The organism is Caldicellulosiruptor acetigenus (assembly GCF_026914305.1).
Classification (GTDB): domain Bacteria; phylum Bacillota; class Thermoanaerobacteria; order Caldicellulosiruptorales; family Caldicellulosiruptoraceae; genus Caldicellulosiruptor; species Caldicellulosiruptor acetigenus.
The window spans coordinates 780,462-799,797 of the sequence record NZ_CP113866.1 but is presented as its reverse complement, the minus strand read 5'-3'; the positions used below and the strand labels follow the sequence as shown (position 1 = coordinate 799,797).

Below are 19,336 nucleotides of genomic sequence, written 5' to 3'. Positions count from 1 at the left end.
TTCGATAAGTTTATTACTTATTTCCCCCGAAGCTCTGAATTTTTCCATCAACAAAATGTATCAGAACAAACTTTATGTCTTTTATACTAACTGTGTTTTTATAATCCACTAATGTCCATGTAAAGGCACTGCTACTAAAAGGTACAATGTTTTGCCTCTGGACCAATCCTCTAACCATGTTGTCACCAAATCCAAGATATTTTACAGGTCTATTAAATGCATCATAACACTTGAAATTGAGTTCAAAAGCATCTACCGGTTTCAGGCTCAAATTTACTACTTCTATTGTAACCTGTGGAATGTTATTGTAAGTTACCCCAACATTTGTAGAAAAAACTTTCAGAGGCACATTTCTATTGTTTTGAAGGCAAATAGAAGAAATAAATTTTAACTTGGCTACAAAATCTTTGAAATTGACAACCTTTTCAACTGTGAGCTGGTTGGCAAAAGTCATTCCACTTTGCTGGGTACTAATCGTCCCACTATATTCAGTAACCTTAAACAATACAGGAATAGATGCTATAATACCGTTCTGAATATCTGTACCGCTTAGAAAAGTAAAATCTTTTGGAAAACTGCTGAAAGCATGGGCAAAGACATAACCACTGTAATCAAGCGTTTTAGATACATTTTCTACTTTTAACTGCAGGGTTTTCCAGTCAATCTTGACCACCGCTTGGTTGAGTGTATATTCGTTCACCGAAGACTTCAAAATATGAAGATTCCTTATCAAGTAGTAGTTGCTTAGCAAATCCCTGTTTATCTTCAGGTAATAGTCATTTCCTTTCTTGTTTACACTACAGAACCAGAAAATTGAATTCAAGAATATGAGATATTCTCCTTGAACATAAAAAGCAGGTGTTGCTACACTCTCTAAATCAATGAATATTGGAGTATCCAAAGCAGCAAATTTCCGTGAAAATTCCTGGGCTGGTATGGTCGATAGTGAAACCACCTGAGGATTGAACCTAAATTTTTTATTGTCTTTTATTTCAAAACCAAAATATTTAAGATGATTGGCGTTTATAAATAAGTTTCCTGCAATACTATAACAAGGAATCTGTTTGCCATCTACGAAGACTTTTACAGATTTATTTGGCACTGCAGTTGTGACATTTCCACTCTGTACACTTTCACCTCTAAAACTAAAGCTCAGTAAAAGGAAAATTACAAAAATCCAGCTTACTATCTTTGCATGATGTCTTCGCAGCAAGGTGTATGCCTCCTTTTCACAAAGGTTTTAATCTCTATTAAGGGAAGAATCTTCCCAACTTCGAATATTTTAAGTTGAGTGACTTCCTCAAAATACTTCGATTTTAGTTTTCCCCAACGTTGTTCAAGAAGGTCAATTTTAGAACAAATCAGTGGATAATACTGCTTTAACTCATTGCCATTCTTTCTGCAGACAACTGCAACATCAATCACATCACGGATTTTTAAACTTTCAGCCCTGTAAAAAATTTTTGGTAATTATTTCTTCTGGTGTTTCAATACATATTTGCCTGCCATTAATTTCCTTGATACAGTAATAATTTTTAGTTAAATGCGGTGCAATAATGAAATTCACTTCGCCTTTAGGAAATCTTAATTTTACAAAATTAGAAGCTTCGGTATAATCGTTGACTATCTTTTTTGCCGCTTTATTAAGCCTTGGCGAGAGAAAGGGAAGATACTGTGCATCTGTCAGAAAAATATCAATATCTTTGCTTTCTCTATGCTGAAAATACAAAGCAAGAGCTGTATCCCCACCAAACGTCCACTCACTATCAGTTATCTTTGCACTATCCAATATAGCAGTGGCCTTAGTGAACAGTTCAGACCACATCTTCCAGCATCGCCTCTAACTCTTTGTTGGGATAATATTCTTTGACATAGGTTATATAGTACTTCAGCAGAACACTCTCATCAATGTTGTAATTTATGATAAACCTCACAATATCCTGCAGCGGAACATCTGTGAAAAAGTTATAGACTTGCACAGCGTATTCTTTCTTGAACTCTTGCTTTTTTATCATTTCGGCAAGTTCCTTCTCTGTGAGATAATTTACAGTCTGCGCATTAATTGTGGTTTCTATCATGCCGAACATACACTCCTGCCAGTATACTACACCTTTGCATATTATCCAAACCTTCTAGTACTGTTAGGGTATCTCTGGAAACACTTTTCTCCGTAGGCACCTAATCTCTTCTAGTGGAATATCCAGAACATTTGCCATCATATAAGCTGTTGGTGGCGATATGTTCAAACTGTTCTTTACCACCTCAGCTATTTCTTCTTCAGAATATGTCCTAAACAACCAGCGGTATGCTTCTATATTGCCATATTCCAGTATGCGCGATATAATATGTTCCTTATGCTCTCTTGCGTCCAATTTTGTAAAATCTGTATCCCAAAAAAGATAACGCAGAAATTCAGGAATGTTTACACCGTTGGTAGTCATGTCAAGATTACAAACCTCTCCTGTCAAGATTCTAACCTTAGTATAACTGCTTTGAATGGGTTAGACAAGTGAACTAACCCTGACTGAAGTCAGGGGTTTCAGTAAGGTTTTCCCCAGGTAGAGTGGTTAACTCTTCTTGGCATTACCAACCAGCTAAAAGTTAACTATTGAATTTTTTGTATTAACAACCTTTTAGACATAATATGGCTTATTAACATAAACGCCACAGCTTCACTTTCATATCAAGTCCTCTTTCTGATACTTTTAAAACACACCCCTGCTGGTGTGCACCTATCATGATAGCCATACCAACACACTTTGGTAAGTACTTTTTCCTGCCAGTAGTTTTTAGATTTTTCCCGTTCCATACTGTTCTGTATTTGTTGACTCTTTAGAGTCAAAAACAAGCAAAAACGAATCGCGTACTCTTTATATTTATTGTACCATTAAAACTAATGCGACAAAATGCTTTGTTTAGATATTATATGCAAATATAGTAACCCATTATTAAAATTTCTCAAGTCTAAAAGTCTTTTGCTTTCAAACCTAAAATTATCTCTCAAATCATATTAGCTGTAAATTTAAAAAATATGTGAAGTTTAGAAGCTATAATTTTTCAGTTTAGGATATTAAAGATTTTTAATAATATGAATATCAAAGCCATATACAAAGGCAATATCAACTTCCACATTAAACCTGACATATTATTCATTTTTTCCCTTGTTTCATCTTTAAAGCTATCAAGTTGTGATAAAGTTTCAGATCTAAAAGCGTAAAATTCATCTTTAAATTTATCCATTTCTGTTTTAAAATTATCTCTCAGAAATGATATATCTTGGTTTGTTTTTTGAGCGAAATTATAAAATTCTTCAGTTTTTCCCTCTATTTTCTTTTTTAAAGTTGTGATTTCATTATAATTAGTCTGTATTTTTGTCATTATATTGCTAATATCTGAAGAGATTTGTTTTTTCAGTATTTCTTGTTCTTTATTTAAACTATTTATTTCTTCTTTAAGACTTTTAACATATTCTCTTAAACCAGAAAGGTTTCCTTCAATATTGTTTTTAAAATCCTCTATGCGCTTATAAGCTGTTTCAACATTTTCTTTGGTCTGATTCAATTCTGCTAATTTTTTGTCAATCTCAGCCTTTAACTCGTTCATATCAGCCTCAAATTCTCCGCTTATTTTAATTAAAGTTGCAGCAAGCTTTGCAATATCCAGCTTTGTTGCTTTTTTCTTAACAAGCTCTTTCTCAACCTCTGCTAAATTTCTATCCATTTTTTCTTTCACCTTCTCCCAGTATTCTTTTAGCTTATTACGATCATTGTTTTTTTTATATGAATAACATTTTTTCTTATATATGTATTCTGCAAAAAGCAATTTGTTATTTGTTAAGAATTTATCAAATGAGTCATTTTCATCAGCTCTACCTTCATAATCTTCATACCTCAGTGGTTTCTCACTTTTTCCAAAATAAAAGTCCAAATCCTCTGTAAAGTCATCTTCAGATTGCCATAAAAGCTTTACAAGCGGTTTTATCAAATCATGCATTTAAAAACCCCCAAAATCACAATTGCTCATGATAATAATTACTGTCAATAATAATTTTAATAAATCTGCTTAGAAAAACAGGTGAACTATTATTTACTAAATCATCAAACCTTATGCTATCTGCTGTATTTTTTTCATACGCACTTAATACGTAATCTCTGTTTCTTTTATCAAAGTGCAATAGCTCATTCAACCCTTTTTCTGCCAAAGTTTCGAGTGTAATCAGCGTAAATCCTCTCTCAAAATCATTCAATATTGACTCACCAAAGTCTGAAAATTCAGAATTGATTTTATTTATAAATACCATATCTGTTTTTCTACTTTTTTCAGAAAAAAGATTATAAATTGCACTTACGCATCTTTCAAATATATCAAAACAATCTGAATCTGTACTGTTTTGTCTCATACTTTTTTTCAACCTCATAGCAATCCCAAAACCATTTAAAGCAATCTGCAAAGCATCATTAGCAGTAAACCCAAATACAATGCCCAATATCAGACAAATCTTGTAAAGCTCAGGTTCTTCCTCAAAAAGATCAAATATTGTATAGTTACCATCAATATCTTTGGCATTTTCAAAAATCCAATCTATAGCCGATTCAATACTCATCTCCGATACACTTTTTATTAAGTCTGAAAACATAATAGTGGTATTATCTACTGTTTTCAAATTTTGGACCAAATAACTAATAAAATCTCTTATTTTATCTACATTTTTGAATTGAGCAAATTCCAAAACATTATCTTTGTTAATTTTATTGCTACTGTCAATCAGTTGAAAATATTCTGAAAATTCAAAGCTGCTTAAAATCTCATCTTTAATATCTTTCAGCAAATTTTATCACTCCACTGATATTTAAAAAATTATAAAATTTTTAAATATTAAAAATCATGACTATTCTTCTAAAATCCTGTTCTGCCTCCATTTGTTTAAGTAGTACATTTTATACCCTATCTTTGCAATGTCAGCATTCAGAGCAATAACTTTCCTCAAAAGCTCATTTCTCGTTTTTATCTGCTCATTTCTTTTTTGCTCAATTTCTGTTGCATATCTATTTAAAAGTTCATCAAGACTGTTCACTATATTTTGCACATATGATCCTGCTTTATTATAGTCAATCTCTTTAACAAGCTCATCTGAGATAGCCTTCTCAAGTTTTATCAATGCATCTTCAAATTGTTTACTAGCCTCTCTCTTTAAATCTTCAATCGATGGCTTAAACAACCAATTCCCTAGAAGCCCACCTAAAACAGTACCAATTGGTCCCAATATAAAAGTCCCTAATATAGCTCCACCTACAGCACCCCAAAAACCTTTTTCAAATCCATCATTGAAATATGTAAGCTTATTATTAATGTTCTCATCAATAGCAAACTCGATATAAGAAACTTTCTGCAAAGTGCTTTTAAGCCTTTCTCTCAAATCAATATCTGCATTCTCAAAGAATTTCATAACAATAATTTCAGAACCCTTAACTAAAGTCTTATTTAATTTATTAAGTTCAGCCACCCTTGCTTTAGCTATGTTATCAACTATAAAGTTTGCAATAGCCTTTGCTTTTTGTTCGTAACCATTTTTGAGATAGCTTTCCGAATAAATTTCTTCCATCCATTCACTAAACTGCAGTCTCCCTAAATTGAAAAATTTTTGCATTGCTAAGTTCATATTGTTTATATAGATCCTTATATTCCCTTCTATACTTGCTCCCAAACTCTTATATAGATGGTCAAGTATCCATTGAGGACTAATGGGTATTTTCTTCTTTAGCTCCTCTATCATTCTTTCGTATTCGCCAAGCTTGTTTTTATAAATTGTTATGATATTGCCTGATATGCTCGCAAATTCTCTTATTAAATAATCAAATATGTATTCATATTTTTGAGCCATGGCCTCTTCAAATAGCTCTTTTTTTAGTTTTTCTACATTTTCCGAATATACAAAAGCAGGACTGTTTCTACTTACATTAACAGAAACAACTGGATAAAGAAAAACCCTGTCAAGCTCCAAAACTTCCTGCAAATTTTCTCTTACTCTTTGTATCAGTTGTTCAGCACTATCAGGCCCATCACAATCCAAGTCGTCATCACCAATAACCAAATCCATTTTATTCAAAACAAAAAACACCTTGCTCGCATACTCTTTTACCATAGAAATCTTTTTCATTTCTTCAGCTTTTAAGGCATTTCGTGCATCAATTAAAAATAAACAAATATGGCTGTTCTTTACAACATCTGACGCTATGTCGCTTCTTTTCTCATTTGCATTAAATCCAGGGGTATCAATAATAACAACATCATCTGGTAGTTCGTCAATTGGTAAGTATACTTTGACTTTTTTAATAAATTTTGGTGAATCAAAATTTTGTACTGCTGTGTACTCCCTTAAAAATTCTTTTACATCCACATTCTGCACAACATCTTTTTCTACAAAACTTGAAAACGGCAACCCACTGTAAAGTGCACTTTTTAGTTTTTCTTTGTCAAAATATAAAATTCCCTTTATAGATTTCTCTTCTTTTAAACCATCAAAATAATCATAGGCAAAAAGTATTTTTTCAATCGAATCATCGCTGTTCAAAACCTCTATTCTAATGCTCTTTTCAAAAGATTTCCTTATTTCAATGGGAACAGCAGTTGCTTCTTCCTGAGTCACAAAAAACAAATCAGTATTAAAAAGTCTGTTTAAAAATGTTGTTTTACCAACACTTGTCTCACCAACAATGGAAATCCTAAGTTCATTTTGTTTTATCTTTTTTCTTGCTACTCTCACAAGCTTTTTTATTCTTTCAAGCTCACGTTCATCAATCATTTTATTGTCAGCCAACAATCTAATATCATCCAATATCTCAGCTACAATTTTGCGAGCAGTTTCAAAATCATACTTGCCATAACCAAAAACAGCATCTTGATCTAAAATTGAACTCAACCACCCGAGCTCTTCATATTCCTTTTTCAGCATATTCAGCACATCATCAGCTTCGTTGTAATTGCCCAAAAGAATATGGCTATAAAAATCAATTATTTTATCTGCATGGTAAATAACAGGGTTTATGCCTTTATTAAATCTGGAACGGAATCTATCTTTTGCTACTTCTATATTTTCAAATGTTTTCGAAAAATCTTTTTTATATAAAGAAAGCTGAATACTGCATAGATAATATAAAAACCATGTCTCAAGCAGATGTTCATAGCTATATAAGTATTTCAGCTTCTTCAATTCTTTATAAACTGTGCTTAATCCTTCATCTATATTTAACTGCTTATTTTTTATGTTAGATAGTATCCTGATTAACGTCTTATTTATATCATTTATAACATTTCTTGTGTAGGAACTAAACCTTGTTGTTCTTCCAATTTGAAACCTTTTCTTGATATTCTCAAAATAATTGTTCAATCCAGTAAATACAAATATGCTTTGAGCCTCATCCTTCATGGGACTACTTACAAATACCAAACTGTTGTAGTATTGCTCTGTAATCCTTTTTATACTACTTATTTTCTTTTCTCTCACTAAATCCCCAAGCTCTTTCAGCAAGTTTTCATTTAATTCTCTTTTAATCTCACTGCTTACACCTATTGCATTAGCTATACTCTTCATCATTAAATTCAAAATCTCATTTAAGAAGTCATAAAATATCTGAGCACTTTCCTCATCTAAAAGGCTCAAGGCATTGAGTACAGCATCTTTGAAAATATCAATATTATTCAATATATCATTTTTTCTAACTTTTTCTGTAAGAATCTCATTATACAGCTGCATCAAATTTCTAGCAAAACTTTTCTTGTTATTTTTCAAACTTCCCTCCGCAACATCAATAACAAGCCTTACAAAATGGTGGTTTTGATTATGGCTTTTTAAAATATTTAGTGAGATACCATCCCACTCAACAAAGGGAAGGTATCTCACCAATATATGCATATCATGATTGCATATTTCCTCAATATTACTTGCCAAAAAGGCAGCTGCTTCCTTCTTCTCACCAGTATTTATCAACAAATTCATCAAAAGTTCATTTGCAGTATTAAAGTCCAAAAGTTGATCCTTTGTTATGCTTTTCACAAACAATGCTGCTGCTTTGTCATTATCATCTAAAGCATAGTTTTGTAAAACATTCAGAACATCATTATCAGTCATTATCCTATTCATAACAAATCACATTCCTTCAGAAGCCTATATAAGATTAGGGAACTTTATCATATCAAGCTTGTAACCAGCATCAGATCCACTCACATTATCCAAAAAGTTGTTCAGCCATGTATCAGTATCAACATGTCCATAATCTGTTGATTCATGATGAACATCTTCTCCACCAAAAGCATTAGGTTCTATATGTCCAATAGTACTGCCATCTGCATCATGAATATCAAAACCACCAAAGGCATTTTCAGTTGTATAACCGATCCTTTCACCATTCTGGCCATAGATATTTTCTCCACCCATTGAATTTGGCTCTGTGTGAGCTAATTTTTCACCATCCGCATCATAGAGATTTTTCCCACCAAAGACATTTTGCTCGGTGTGTCCTACTACATTTCCAGTTGCATCGTGTATGTCCTCACCACCAAATATGTTTGGTTCTGTATGGCCTATATAGTTGCCATGAGTATCATACATATTCTCTCCACCAAACACATTAGGCTCAGTATGACCTAAGTCCGCACTATAATCATTATCCATCACACCATCACCATTAAAATCAAAAATATGTGGAAAATGTGTCATTTTAATCAATCCCCCTTTATTTTTATTTTAAGCATAAACCTTTTGCAGGTCAGCTTCTAAACTCAGTAGTTTATCTTTGATATTCTTTATGTTAGCTTTTCTTTTCTCAAGCTCCTCTTTAGAACTGTCACTGTAATTCAACATCTTTTTGAGATTATTCACAATCTGTGTAGTATTATTTTCATGGTAGGTTCTTACTGTATTTTTCAAGTCCATAAACAAAGACTCAATAGTATTTATAGCATTTCTGCGATACTCGCTCAGCGCATCCTGTAATAAATAATCAAGATTATTTATTATAAAATCTCTGATAGCATCTTCTCGTTGTCTGCTGAATATATCTGTAGCAAGCTTAGCACCCACACCACCAATGATCGTGCCAATTCCTGGCATAAAAAAGCTGCCAACAACTGCTCCTAATAAATATGGTAAATAGGTTTTAAAAACCTCATCCAAATTATTTGAGCTTTTAGGCATATCAGCCTCGTAGCTTTGCAGTTCAAACGCAAACATTTTTCTGTCTATAAGCATATCTATACCAAAATGTTTCTTGTATTCGTTAGCCACATGCTCAGAAAATTTCAAAAGATACTTGTGCAGTACTTCACCTTCCTGCTCACTGAATACTTTCAGCTCTCTTTCTATCCTGACAGGTAATATCTGCTTTACATACCTTTCAACATTAGACTGTTGTTTTATTTCAATTTTTACCTGATCTTTAAATTTTTTATAAAATCTTTCAAAATGCTGATCAAACATAGCTATTGCTGCTCTTTTGCCAATTGAATCAATATTTTGCATAAGTGTTTCAAACTTTAGCTTACTCTCCTCAATCTTGTTACTAAGCTCAAACTCGTAAGCCTTCAGCTTGTTTGCATCATAGCTCATAAGCCTTTCGAAATATTCAACCTTCTCTTTCAGTAAATTTATGCATACTTTCAACCTTGCTACAATTCTTTCCATTTTCTCAGTCTGAGCTTTTTGTTTCAACTGTTCCAGTTGCACCATCAAATTCTCTTTATCTTGATAAGTATCTCCTCTTTTTCCAAATTCAATCGCTTTTCTTGCAGAATATGGTATAACATTGACTTCTTTATTCAACAGCCCTTGCAACCTTTTTTTAGCACCAAATATTGCATCTTCCCTCTCGTCCTCATCAAGCCTGTCAATTTTTGATATAACAAAAAGGATATTATCAATCTTGTGCGATAAAACCTGAGTCAAAAGAAAATCAGCCTCTGATTTTGTCACAGGCGCAGCTGCATCTAACAAGAATATTGCAGCATCACAGTATGGCAAAATCTCCTTTGTTATCTCAAGCCTCATTTGTGATATATCGTTGACACCCGGTGTATCTATGATGACAACACCGTCTTTTAATATGTCACAGTTGCAGTAAAGGTTTATGCTCTTTATATTCTCTAAATCTTGACCAGCGTCTGCTTTAAACCTCTCTAAAAATTCCTTATTAAGCTCAAATTCCTCTTTTCTGCCATCAATGAATTCAACAACACCATATTCCCTTTCTGAATACCTTATAATATGTAAAATTGCAGTGGTAGGAAGCACATCAGTCGGCAGTAAATCACGCATTAGGAGAGAATTTATCAAAGATGATTTTCCTCTTTTGAATTCGCCTAACACAACCAAATTGAAACTGTCTTGAGATTTGTAGCTCTCGATTGTTCTTATAATGCTCTGAACATTGCCATCTTCTAAAGTCTGTGCTATTTCCATCAATTGTCGTGAGATGCTATCAAAATCCATCAGATTGCCACCTCTTTTCCAATCTCTCTCAACCTGAAAAGAATTTTCTTTATCTGCTGCTGCTTTGCCTGCGTTTGATTTACAAGCTTATCTATATCCTCTTGCTTTAAAATGAGCTGGTTATTTTTCTCTTCTATCATTGATTTTATTATACCTATCTTTTCGTCGATATAGTTTTGCGCATATAGCCTGAGCTTCATTAGCTCTTTATCAACAATCTCTTTAGCGATTTTTTCAGCATTTTTGATTATCTCATCTATTTTCGTTGATAAATTTCTTTCAAATTCACGTTGTCGTTTTTCTTCTAACTTTTTGATTACAATAAATTCAGTTAACTTTTCACCAACTTTACCACCGCCAATAAGTCCAGCAAAAAATCCAATTGGGCCAAACAAAGCTCCACCAATAAAGCCAAGTGCACCTCTGCTTAAAATTTCAATGCCAATTCTTTCATCATCACTTACAACTGAGCCATCAAGGCTAAAATTGTAGGATGGATTATCCAAATCATCAATCTTAACATCCACAACCAAATCATCTGTTTGTTTGCTCAAAACTGCAGGCACATTTGTATTAAGCTCATAATCTTTTTTATACCCATTTTTCTTAATTTTTAATAGTTCATCCTCAAAAAGCCTGTCCATTTCTCTTGTTATCTCTCTGTTTATATAATTTAAAATATCAACCCTAAATTGATATAAAATAGCATCTATACGTTGTAGAATTTCTCTCATTGCTTTGTTAACTTCCTGTTTTAGTAGATTCTCAAGAGTATCTTTTTCATTCATCTTCGACTTTGCCTTTTCAAAAATATCCATTTTGAATTGAGTTAAATCCTCTTTTATCCTTGAACTCACCCGTCTTTCCAGCTCTGTCCTTTGATTCTCCATGTATGTCATCAAATTCTTTCTCTTCAGCTCTATAAGGTTTTGTTTATTAAAAAGAATTTTGATTTCACTTTCCAATTGCTCCTTTGAAGATCTTAAACCAATCCTCTTGTTCTCATAATAGCTCATTGCCTCATGGCATAACCTTCCCAACCTGTTTAAATGTTCGGGAAGTCTCTTTTCAAAAGCTCTGTCATTTGCAAACTCTATGAGCTTTTTTTCAAATTCGCAAAAGCTATCATTCCAATTTTTTGCACTATCATCTTTTTTATATCTTGCTCTAAGCGCTTGTTTTGACGAAATGGCAAAAACACGCGGTTCCTTTATATCAGGAACATTCTTCTTTATAGACTCCTTGACATACTCAACTATACGCTTAATATTCGGTCCATTTGGATCATCATCTATTTCATCAACTCTATTTATCACAAACAGGATTCGAATTATATCCTCTTTTAATATCTTTTGATTTATAAAATTGATCTCACTTTGTGACAGAGGCTGCTGACTGTCGAGTATGACAATACAAGCATCAGCCTCAGAAAGATAACCATAAGTGATTTGTTCGCGGGTTTCATCAAGGTCATTAACACCGGGAGTATCTACAATTATTCCATCAATTTTTTCAAGCATCGATGGCCACTCAATCTCAACCTTTTCTATATTATAAACCCCTTCGCTTTCTGCTGTTATGATGTTGTTTAAAAACTTGTTTGGTGGTTCATCTTCTATTTTCAGTTCTTTTATTGTCCCATCACTGTAATATACTGTTATTTTTTTGTTTGGACCGCCTTTGACAATTGTAATTGCTGCGGTGGTTGGATTTACCTTTGAAGGCAGAACAGGCTCTTCCAACAAAGCATTGATAAATGTAGATTTTCCTCTGCTGAATTCGCCAACTACTAATATATTGAGCTTTTCCCTCTCCAACCTATCCTTTGCTGATTTCAACCTATTAAGCAAGGTTTCCTCATCAATTATCTTTTCAGCCTGTTCAATTAGTTCAAGAAGTTCTTGTTTGACTGTGCTAAAGTCAAGCTGTTGTAACATACGCTATTTCTGCCCCTTTATAAGATATTATAATTTTTTACAATATAAATTTTACAGGTTTATCTACTCAATTGCAATATTCAACAGAATTTTATGTATATTTTGATGACATGTTTCAAATTTTTGATTTTATTCAAACTTTTAAGTAAAATATTGATTAGATACAAAACCCACAAATTTAGCAGGAGATGATTGTAAAAATGCTTATAAAAATGGATAAGTTCTTTGAGTACGCAGAGAAATATGTAGATGGAATAAAAGAAGCAATAGAAAACTATATAGAAGATCCCTCAATAAGTCCAGATAAAAAAGCAGTAATAATTATAAACATCTTTTCAATGATATGCGCAATTACAGCTGCTCAGCCTTTGCCATTTGCTGATATATTTATATTGACTCCTCTCCAAACAGTAATGGTGTATTTTATTGCTAAAGCTTTAAACTATCCGATAAACCAAACAAAAGCTCAAGAACTGGTTTCTTACATACTTGGAATAATTGGTTATGGATTTCTTGCCCAGCATGGTGTTCTTGCATTATATAAAATACTTGTCCCTATCTTAGGTTCCGTACCAACCATTCCTGTTGTCTATGGCTTCTCAGCTGGGATAGGCTTTGCTTCAAAAGCCATCATAGATGCACGCATGAGAGATAAAACACTTTCAAAAGAGGAAATAAAAAGAATACAACGGATTGAAAAGCAAAGAGCTGAAAAAGAGTTAAAATCAAAAGGTATTTTATCTCCAAACCTTCTCATAAAAGAACTTGAAAACACATTGCAACAAGGCCAAGAATTTGGCAAATACAGAAAAACTTTGAAGCAGCTTTCTTCTGTTTTAATGCAAGAACGGGTTGAGCTGGAACAAAAAACAAAAATACTGTCTGAATATAAGGAATATTTTAAGAACATCAGTCAGTCTGAAAAGAAAGAACTGGAACAATATCACGAAAGATATGAATACTCTTTAAGTCAGTTGTATGTTAAAAAGAATCAATTAGATAAAGAATTGCAAAAATTATCTTCCGACTTGCGCAAAGCAGCACAAGAAAATGGTGATTTAAATGAATTGCTTGACAAGTTTTATGAAACCGAAAACAAATGGAAGAAAATCATCTCTCAAATTGAAGAAATACAAAAGGTTTACTTTGATGTGCTTACACAAAAATCTATCTATTACAAAAATAATATTGAGAAACTTGAACGTGCAAAAATTGAAAGTCAGCAAACTTTCTTTACTGATGAAGATATCCACATATTAAAAGGACTTCTTCAATTTATAGAACACGAAAAGACTTCATTGCAGGAATTTAAGTCAAAGATTGCAGAAAATGCTGAACTTAAAAGGCAAATAGAAATGTTGGAAAGTGATGCAGAAAAAATTATACAAGAAAATTATGAACTCATAAATCAACTGAAACAAAAGGAAATTGAATTCACCCAAAAAGAAATGGAAATTGAAGCTTTAAAAAAACAAATTGATGAACTAAATCGTCAATACCAACATCTGCTAAATTCATTTAACAAAAATAGGCAACATAAAAGAAATGCTATTGTAAACAGATTCTTAAAGTGCTGGCCAGAGGTTATCTTAACTGATAAAGTCATTGATGATATGGTTGATAGAATAAACAACGAAAATATTCAAAACACTTTAGAAAAAGAAATAAGAAATATTATAGATAACAAAACAAATCTTTCTAACATCAAAAAAATTCACATTGAGGGGGTATTTGAAGTTAAATTTCATGATAGATACAGAATGTACTTTGCTCGCAACGGCAACAAAATACATCTTTTGAGAGTTGGCACCAAGGCTACTCAAGAGCAAGATATTGACTGGATAAGGAATAACTATAAAAAAGTTTTGGAATTGTCAAATGGTAATGAAAACAGGGGCTACCCACCTCACTTAAGTGAGAGGTTGTAGCCCCTTTAATATGGATAAAACTCTCATCTTTCCTCTACTCAATCCCGAACTCTATTTCTATATTCCCCTCTTCATCTATATCAAGTTTGCTAAATTTCATACCTTTTACGCTCTCAGATATATATTCCTCTAAGTCAACCACAATCCTATCCTTCAAAAGATATACACCTTTTGTTTTTTCCAGACCTGAACCCATCTTCAAAAAACCATACACAATTGTGGATTGGCTTTCATTAAAAATAACCTGAATCTTCTTATCCTCAGCCTTTACAGTGAAGTTCAGTTTTACCTCAGGCAAAATAGCGGCTGGTTTTACAACAACTGTTATATTCCTCTTGTTCACATATATCCCCTTTACAACTTCGGGAACTTGGCTGGTTCTGACAATAATCTTAAGCGTCTCTTTTAGGTTGAAGTTTATATACCCCATTTTATTTACCACTCCTGCTGGGATTTTTCTTGACTTTGTCAGCTTGTAGCTCAAAAAGCTTGGGAAGACTAGATTTAACAAAAAATAGTGTGCAATTTGTCACTACATCATTTTATTACACCTGCTCGCTCTTACACTTGTTATTGTCAGCGTATTTGCCGCACCATTTGGTGGCAAAAGCGTATCCGTAATTACAACAGGTCCTTTAACATCTACTACACTTGTGTTCTTGACAGTTATCTTGAACGTCGCTGTCTGTCCTATAAAAATCTCTGGTTTGTCTACTGCCTTCGTGATTGACAGCATACCACGTTCAGGAGATACAACCTGCAGTGTAGCAGAAGCTTGCTGATTTGTACCCATTATCTTTGCTGTGTTTGTTGCATAACCAGTTATTCGACCTTTAACTTCCATTGTCAAGGTAACAGTCCCATTGCCTTCAATAGTGCCTATATCCCACACTCCGCTTACTGAATCAGTAGGTGTATACCCCGGACTTCGATTAGTCACAGTCACAACCATCATTGATGTTGGTTGTCCTTTGGATGTCTTGAACGTCAAAGCATCATATACCCTGACATTCGGTATTGGTTTGTCTATCAGGTTCTTTACGGTAATAGTAAATGTTGCCGTATCGCCGATGAAAATTGCCTTTGGGTCTACTGTTTTGGTTATCTGCAATGGCTCTACAACCGATATCTTTGCGGATGTATATGTGCTTGCCCAATCAGACCATCTACCATCGTCTGTCTGGTACCTTGCATCCACATAGTACGCCGGTGTATATGTGCTGCCTACCGATATCTTGGATACGTCTTCATTGAATACTGCTTTGTCAGAAGCAGGGTCAAAAGTACATGTGCCCCCGTCAGCAGACAACGTTACATTCGGTGTTACATTCGGATTTGTAGCATCTATTGTGAAATTCTTAACCTCTACTGGCACATATTGCTTTTGTGTAGGGTCGTATCGCTTCTTGTATACTTTGAACTCCCATAGCTTTATCTTAACCCCTGGGAAGAGCTGGCTGGTATCAACGCTTGCAGTTGCTCCTACCTTTTCCTGTAAAATGGTAGAACTCATAACCTCTCCGCTCAGGTAGTACTGCCCGTTATACTTTGCAATTGTGGTCTCCTGAGGTTTTACTGTTGCCTGAACTGTTGGTTTTGGCAAACCAGTTACCAAAAACTGTACACTCACACTTTTAGAGTTAACAGCGTCTGTGTGATAACCAGCATTGAAAAACACCCTTACCTTGCCTGAAAACGATAATGTGTTGGTACCAAGCTTTAATTCAGTTGTGGGAAGGTATATGTCTCCATTGTCATGGTCTAACCAATCATCTTCCCAGTAAGCTGTGTTCAAATCTGTAAGATTAACTTTCTGTGTTGACTTATACTTGTCTTCACCTGTGTAGATTCCACCAAAATAGAGATATTCGTTCGTCAAATCTTTTGTTACAGTTTGACCATTTTGAGAATATGACAACTTCAAATAGTTCGCAACAGTCATCCATTTTGTTACATCATCACGTGTATACCACCAACCCAATGAATTGCTACTTTTTAGAATTTGATGTGCGTCATAAAACTTACCATTTACAGTAAATGTTACTTTGATATATTCCACTTTACCAGCATCTACCCAGTACTTACCATTGACTACTGGAAGGTCTATGACGTCTCCATCTTTGGTTATTCCTTTTACTTCTTTCACTACTGCTGCTGTTGTCTGAACGTCGCTTGCTTCTGGATTATCAGGAAATTGTATAGGTAAAAATTTACCTATAGGACCAGTAAATCTTACTGCCTTAACTTGTTTTGTCCTTGGATTGAGAAAGAAAAAGTATGCTTGGGTATATAATTCCTGTGGTGTTCCTACAAGAACTACATAGTTAGTATAATTGCCTGAATTCAAAAAACCAAGTTTCTTTACAAGTTCAAAAGAATATCTCCCGTTGATCGTTGGACTTGTACTGTAATTCCTGAGTGTATACAAACCGTTGATAATTTGGTTGAATATCGTTTGCAATGTCCTTGAATCCTTAATCTGTTTGAGAACATTTTGTTGTAGCAAATCACCATATTTTGACTTTACCTGTGAGTCACTTATTGCTCGGATATTCTCTTTTGTCAGGTCACTCCACTGCAAATCTTCATCATCCGGCCAATAAGGATCTTTAACAGGAATACCATTAGCATCAAAGCCCATGTACTTGAAAATAACACGCTTAACATTCGCAGGTGGATTGCTAGGATTGCTTACCGTTACTATTTTGCCGTCAGAATCAATAAACCAGTAACCCTGATTCGATTCTACCCAACTCTGCTTATCGTTATTTGGTCCAGCAACAACATCTGTCGGCAGCCCATACACCGCCATCCTGTAGTCTATCGCTAACTCAACATTGAGATCATAGGTGGTAAGTGTTTCTCTGTTAAAGAAAGAATATGGGAATCCCATATCTCTCTTAATATCATAACGTGTTACACCTTTATATTCATCAAATCCGCCTTCATAGTAGTTGTTACTGATTGCGCTATAGTCTATTGCAAAAGCTTTTTGAACTGGTACTACCTGCAACACAAATTCCAGTAGAAAAACAAGAGATAAAAAGAGAGCAAGAGATCTCTTCAATCCCTTGCTCCCTGATATTCTATTTTTAATCACCTTGTATCACCTCTTGGTATTGTTTTGACTATAATATCCGGAAATATCTTTTTTCTTTACTAACAAGTCTTCAGCCTGCTTTGATAGAGCTACACCATTAATCAAGGGTATTGGAACACTTCCAGGTTGGTATTGTGCAGTAGTTCCTAAGTAAGGTAAATCGTCTAAATATCCAAATCCAACATGCAATTTGTACCATCTCTTTTCAGGTGATTTTAAATAATTCGGGTTAGTGTAATATGCATTTGTAAAGAGCATCGGTGCATCAGGATACTTCTCCATTAAATACTGTGCATAGAACAGTTGCCACAATTCATCAACCCTGAGTGTTATTGATGTACCACTATGCTGGAACATCAAAAGTTCTGTTGTCATATCAGGATTTCCAAAGCTATCGTATAATGTGTTACCATACTTGTCTACTGTTTCAGGATTCTTTTCCTTGCTGTAATCAAATGTCATCTCATCAACTACTTTTCTTCTTGATTCATCAAATACTCTTGCTATCATCTCGGAAGCTTCTTTCTGTGTTAGTACCCTACCTGCATTGAATCTGATGTCTGGTGTTGTAACCTTTGGTTTGGCGTTTTTTAAATTGTAAGACGCTATATCCACAAACTTTGTCTTGAACACATTCTTATCAATATTCACATCTGGAGTGACTATACCAAGGTCTGCAAGTCTCAGCAGTGCTTCCTGGTAAAGTTTCGGTACAGAGTTGAAATCCACACAAATGTATTTGAACCGTGTATAGTCAAGTGGATATTGCCTTGGCAAGCTCATCAACCAGCGGTTGAGCGATTCATTGAATATCGGGTTAAGTTCTGCCGTTAAGTTCCAATCTTCCGGATTTTTGCTCTTATACTTGCCAAATTGTAGGAAGTCCAGAATGACCGCTCCATACTTAACGTCACCGCTTGATGTCTTGTACATTGTCCAAAAGTAATACTGCCCATCTTGTTCTTTGGTGTAGTATCGATCACCCGGCTTCAACCTATACAATGTATAAAGTTGTTTTTTTTCAGGTAGTTCATTCCAACCAGTATACGACGATGGTGTATTTTTCCATACTAAAGCTTTCATCCTATCCTGTGGAAAATCAAACTTAACCTTGCTTGGCTGCTCTTTCATAAACTTCTGCAACAGTTTTGCCCAGTCCTTTGCCGGGTCATAATCTCTGAGTCTGTCCCACACGTGTACCGTTTTGACTGTACCATCCTTATAGTATTTGTCAATTACTACAATGTTGTATGTCCTTATTACCCTGTAAGCGCTTGTGTAAATTGGTTTATCACTTGTCCAACCAGTTGCTCTGTACCATGGCACATACGCACCTCTGAAGTTTGCACCAAGTTCACCTCTTGACCAAAGCGTGTAATCTACTGGTGAGAGAACCTCAACTTTGACCGGTATATTCTTGTCCTTGAGCTCTGGCACTGCATTTATGAACTTCCACACAATGTACGCTGCCTGTGCCCTTGTCAATGTCCTATCCTTCTTAACCTCAGCCGGAATTATACCCATCTTCACAGCTTTCCCCCAGTAGTCGCCATTGTCTACCGAAATTTTGGCACCTTGCAAAAGTTGTGTTACAAAATCCCCTGCCTTGACATAACCACCTGTTTGAGCAGTTGCTGTTGTGCCTGCTGTTGTCGCAGTCGCCTGCTGTGTTAAAACCCCACTCCCAGTCAGCACAATACTCATCATAAACGCAATCACTAAAGCAAATACTATCGATTTGCGTATGTTCATTATCTATCACACCCCTTCAAGCTTATTTTTTCTCTCAATTTAATTAATACCCTCTACCCCCAAAATTTTCAACACTTTTTTTAAAAAATTTTTTCCCCCAAAAAAATAAAACCGCAGGTGATTAAAACCTGCGGCT

At 34.4% G+C, this 19,336-nt stretch carries 14 protein-coding genes; 1 reads left to right on the top strand and 13 read right to left on the bottom strand.

All coding sequences use genetic code 11. The annotated features are described in order from the left end of the window. Positions 1-13 precede the first annotated feature (13 nt). The 10 genes from OTK01_RS03735 to OTK01_RS03690 form a co-directional block, all read right to left on the bottom strand. Complete coding sequence (locus tag OTK01_RS03735; RefSeq protein ID WP_029229195.1) at positions 14-1,213, bottom strand: hypothetical protein; 1,200 nt, start codon at positions 1,211-1,213, stop codon at positions 14-16. 231 nt (positions 1,214-1,444) lie between these two features. Then, the gene (locus OTK01_RS03730) at positions 1,445-1,789 is read right to left on the bottom strand and encodes a nucleotidyl transferase AbiEii/AbiGii toxin family protein (protein ID WP_167321290.1); all 345 of its coding nucleotides are present in this window, start codon (positions 1,787-1,789) and stop codon (positions 1,445-1,447) included. A gap of 25 nt (positions 1,790-1,814) precedes the next feature. Then, complete coding sequence (locus tag OTK01_RS03725) at positions 1,815-2,078, bottom strand: hypothetical protein (RefSeq protein ID WP_029229196.1); 264 nt, start codon at positions 2,076-2,078, stop codon at positions 1,815-1,817. A 63-nt stretch (positions 2,079-2,141) separates the two neighbouring features. Further along, complete coding sequence (locus OTK01_RS03720; RefSeq protein ID WP_029229197.1) at positions 2,142-2,441, bottom strand: DUF6922 domain-containing protein; 300 nt, start codon at positions 2,439-2,441, stop codon at positions 2,142-2,144. Between the two features lie 616 nt (positions 2,442-3,057). Beyond that, positions 3,058-3,993 carry a coiled-coil domain-containing protein gene (locus OTK01_RS03715; protein ID WP_029229198.1) on the bottom strand — a complete coding sequence of 312 codons (936 nt, stop codon included), beginning with the start codon at positions 3,991-3,993 and terminating at the stop codon, positions 3,058-3,060. A 16-nt stretch (positions 3,994-4,009) separates the two neighbouring features. Then, on the bottom strand, positions 4,010-4,828 hold the full coding sequence (locus tag OTK01_RS03710; protein WP_029229199.1) for a hypothetical protein: 819 nt from the start codon (positions 4,826-4,828) through the stop codon (positions 4,010-4,012). Positions 4,829-4,888: 60 nt separating this feature from the next. After that, positions 4,889-8,140 (bottom strand): dynamin family protein, encoded by a 3,252-nt coding sequence (locus OTK01_RS03705; RefSeq protein WP_029229200.1) that lies wholly within the window; start codon positions 8,138-8,140, stop codon positions 4,889-4,891. Between the two features lie 24 nt (positions 8,141-8,164). Next, positions 8,165-8,716 (bottom strand): hypothetical protein, encoded by a 552-nt coding sequence (locus OTK01_RS03700; RefSeq protein WP_029229201.1) that lies wholly within the window; start codon positions 8,714-8,716, stop codon positions 8,165-8,167. Between the two features lie 27 nt (positions 8,717-8,743). Further along, entirely contained in the window at positions 8,744-10,483 is a 1,740-nt protein-coding gene (locus OTK01_RS03695; RefSeq protein WP_029229202.1) for a dynamin family protein, read from the bottom strand. Then, the gene (locus OTK01_RS03690) at positions 10,483-12,420 is read right to left on the bottom strand and encodes a dynamin family protein (protein WP_029229203.1); all 1,938 of its coding nucleotides are present in this window, start codon (positions 12,418-12,420) and stop codon (positions 10,483-10,485) included. The genes OTK01_RS03695 and OTK01_RS03690 overlap by 1 nt, the downstream gene beginning before the upstream one ends. A gap of 188 nt (positions 12,421-12,608) precedes the next feature. On the opposite strand from OTK01_RS03690, the gene OTK01_RS03685 reads away from it, so the two are divergent. Next, positions 12,609-14,348, top strand: a complete 1,740-nt coding sequence (locus OTK01_RS03685) for a hypothetical protein (RefSeq protein WP_156844458.1) — start codon at positions 12,609-12,611, stop codon at positions 14,346-14,348. Positions 14,349-14,382: 34 nt separating this feature from the next. Here OTK01_RS03685 and OTK01_RS03680 read toward each other — a convergent pair whose 3' ends face one another. From OTK01_RS03680 to OTK01_RS03670, 3 genes are all read right to left on the bottom strand, one after another. Further along, complete coding sequence (locus OTK01_RS03680) at positions 14,383-14,778, bottom strand: hypothetical protein (protein WP_029229205.1); 396 nt, start codon at positions 14,776-14,778, stop codon at positions 14,383-14,385. A 102-nt stretch (positions 14,779-14,880) separates the two neighbouring features. Then, positions 14,881-17,415: an Athe_2463 domain-containing protein gene (locus tag OTK01_RS03675; protein ID WP_156844459.1), complete on the bottom strand. Its 2,535-nt coding sequence runs from the start codon at positions 17,413-17,415 to the stop codon at positions 14,881-14,883. 39 nt (positions 17,416-17,454) lie between these two features. After that, positions 17,455-19,200 carry a hypothetical protein gene (locus tag OTK01_RS03670; protein ID WP_029229207.1) on the bottom strand — a complete coding sequence of 582 codons (1,746 nt, stop codon included), beginning with the start codon at positions 19,198-19,200 and terminating at the stop codon, positions 17,455-17,457. Positions 19,201-19,336 lie beyond the last annotated feature (136 nt).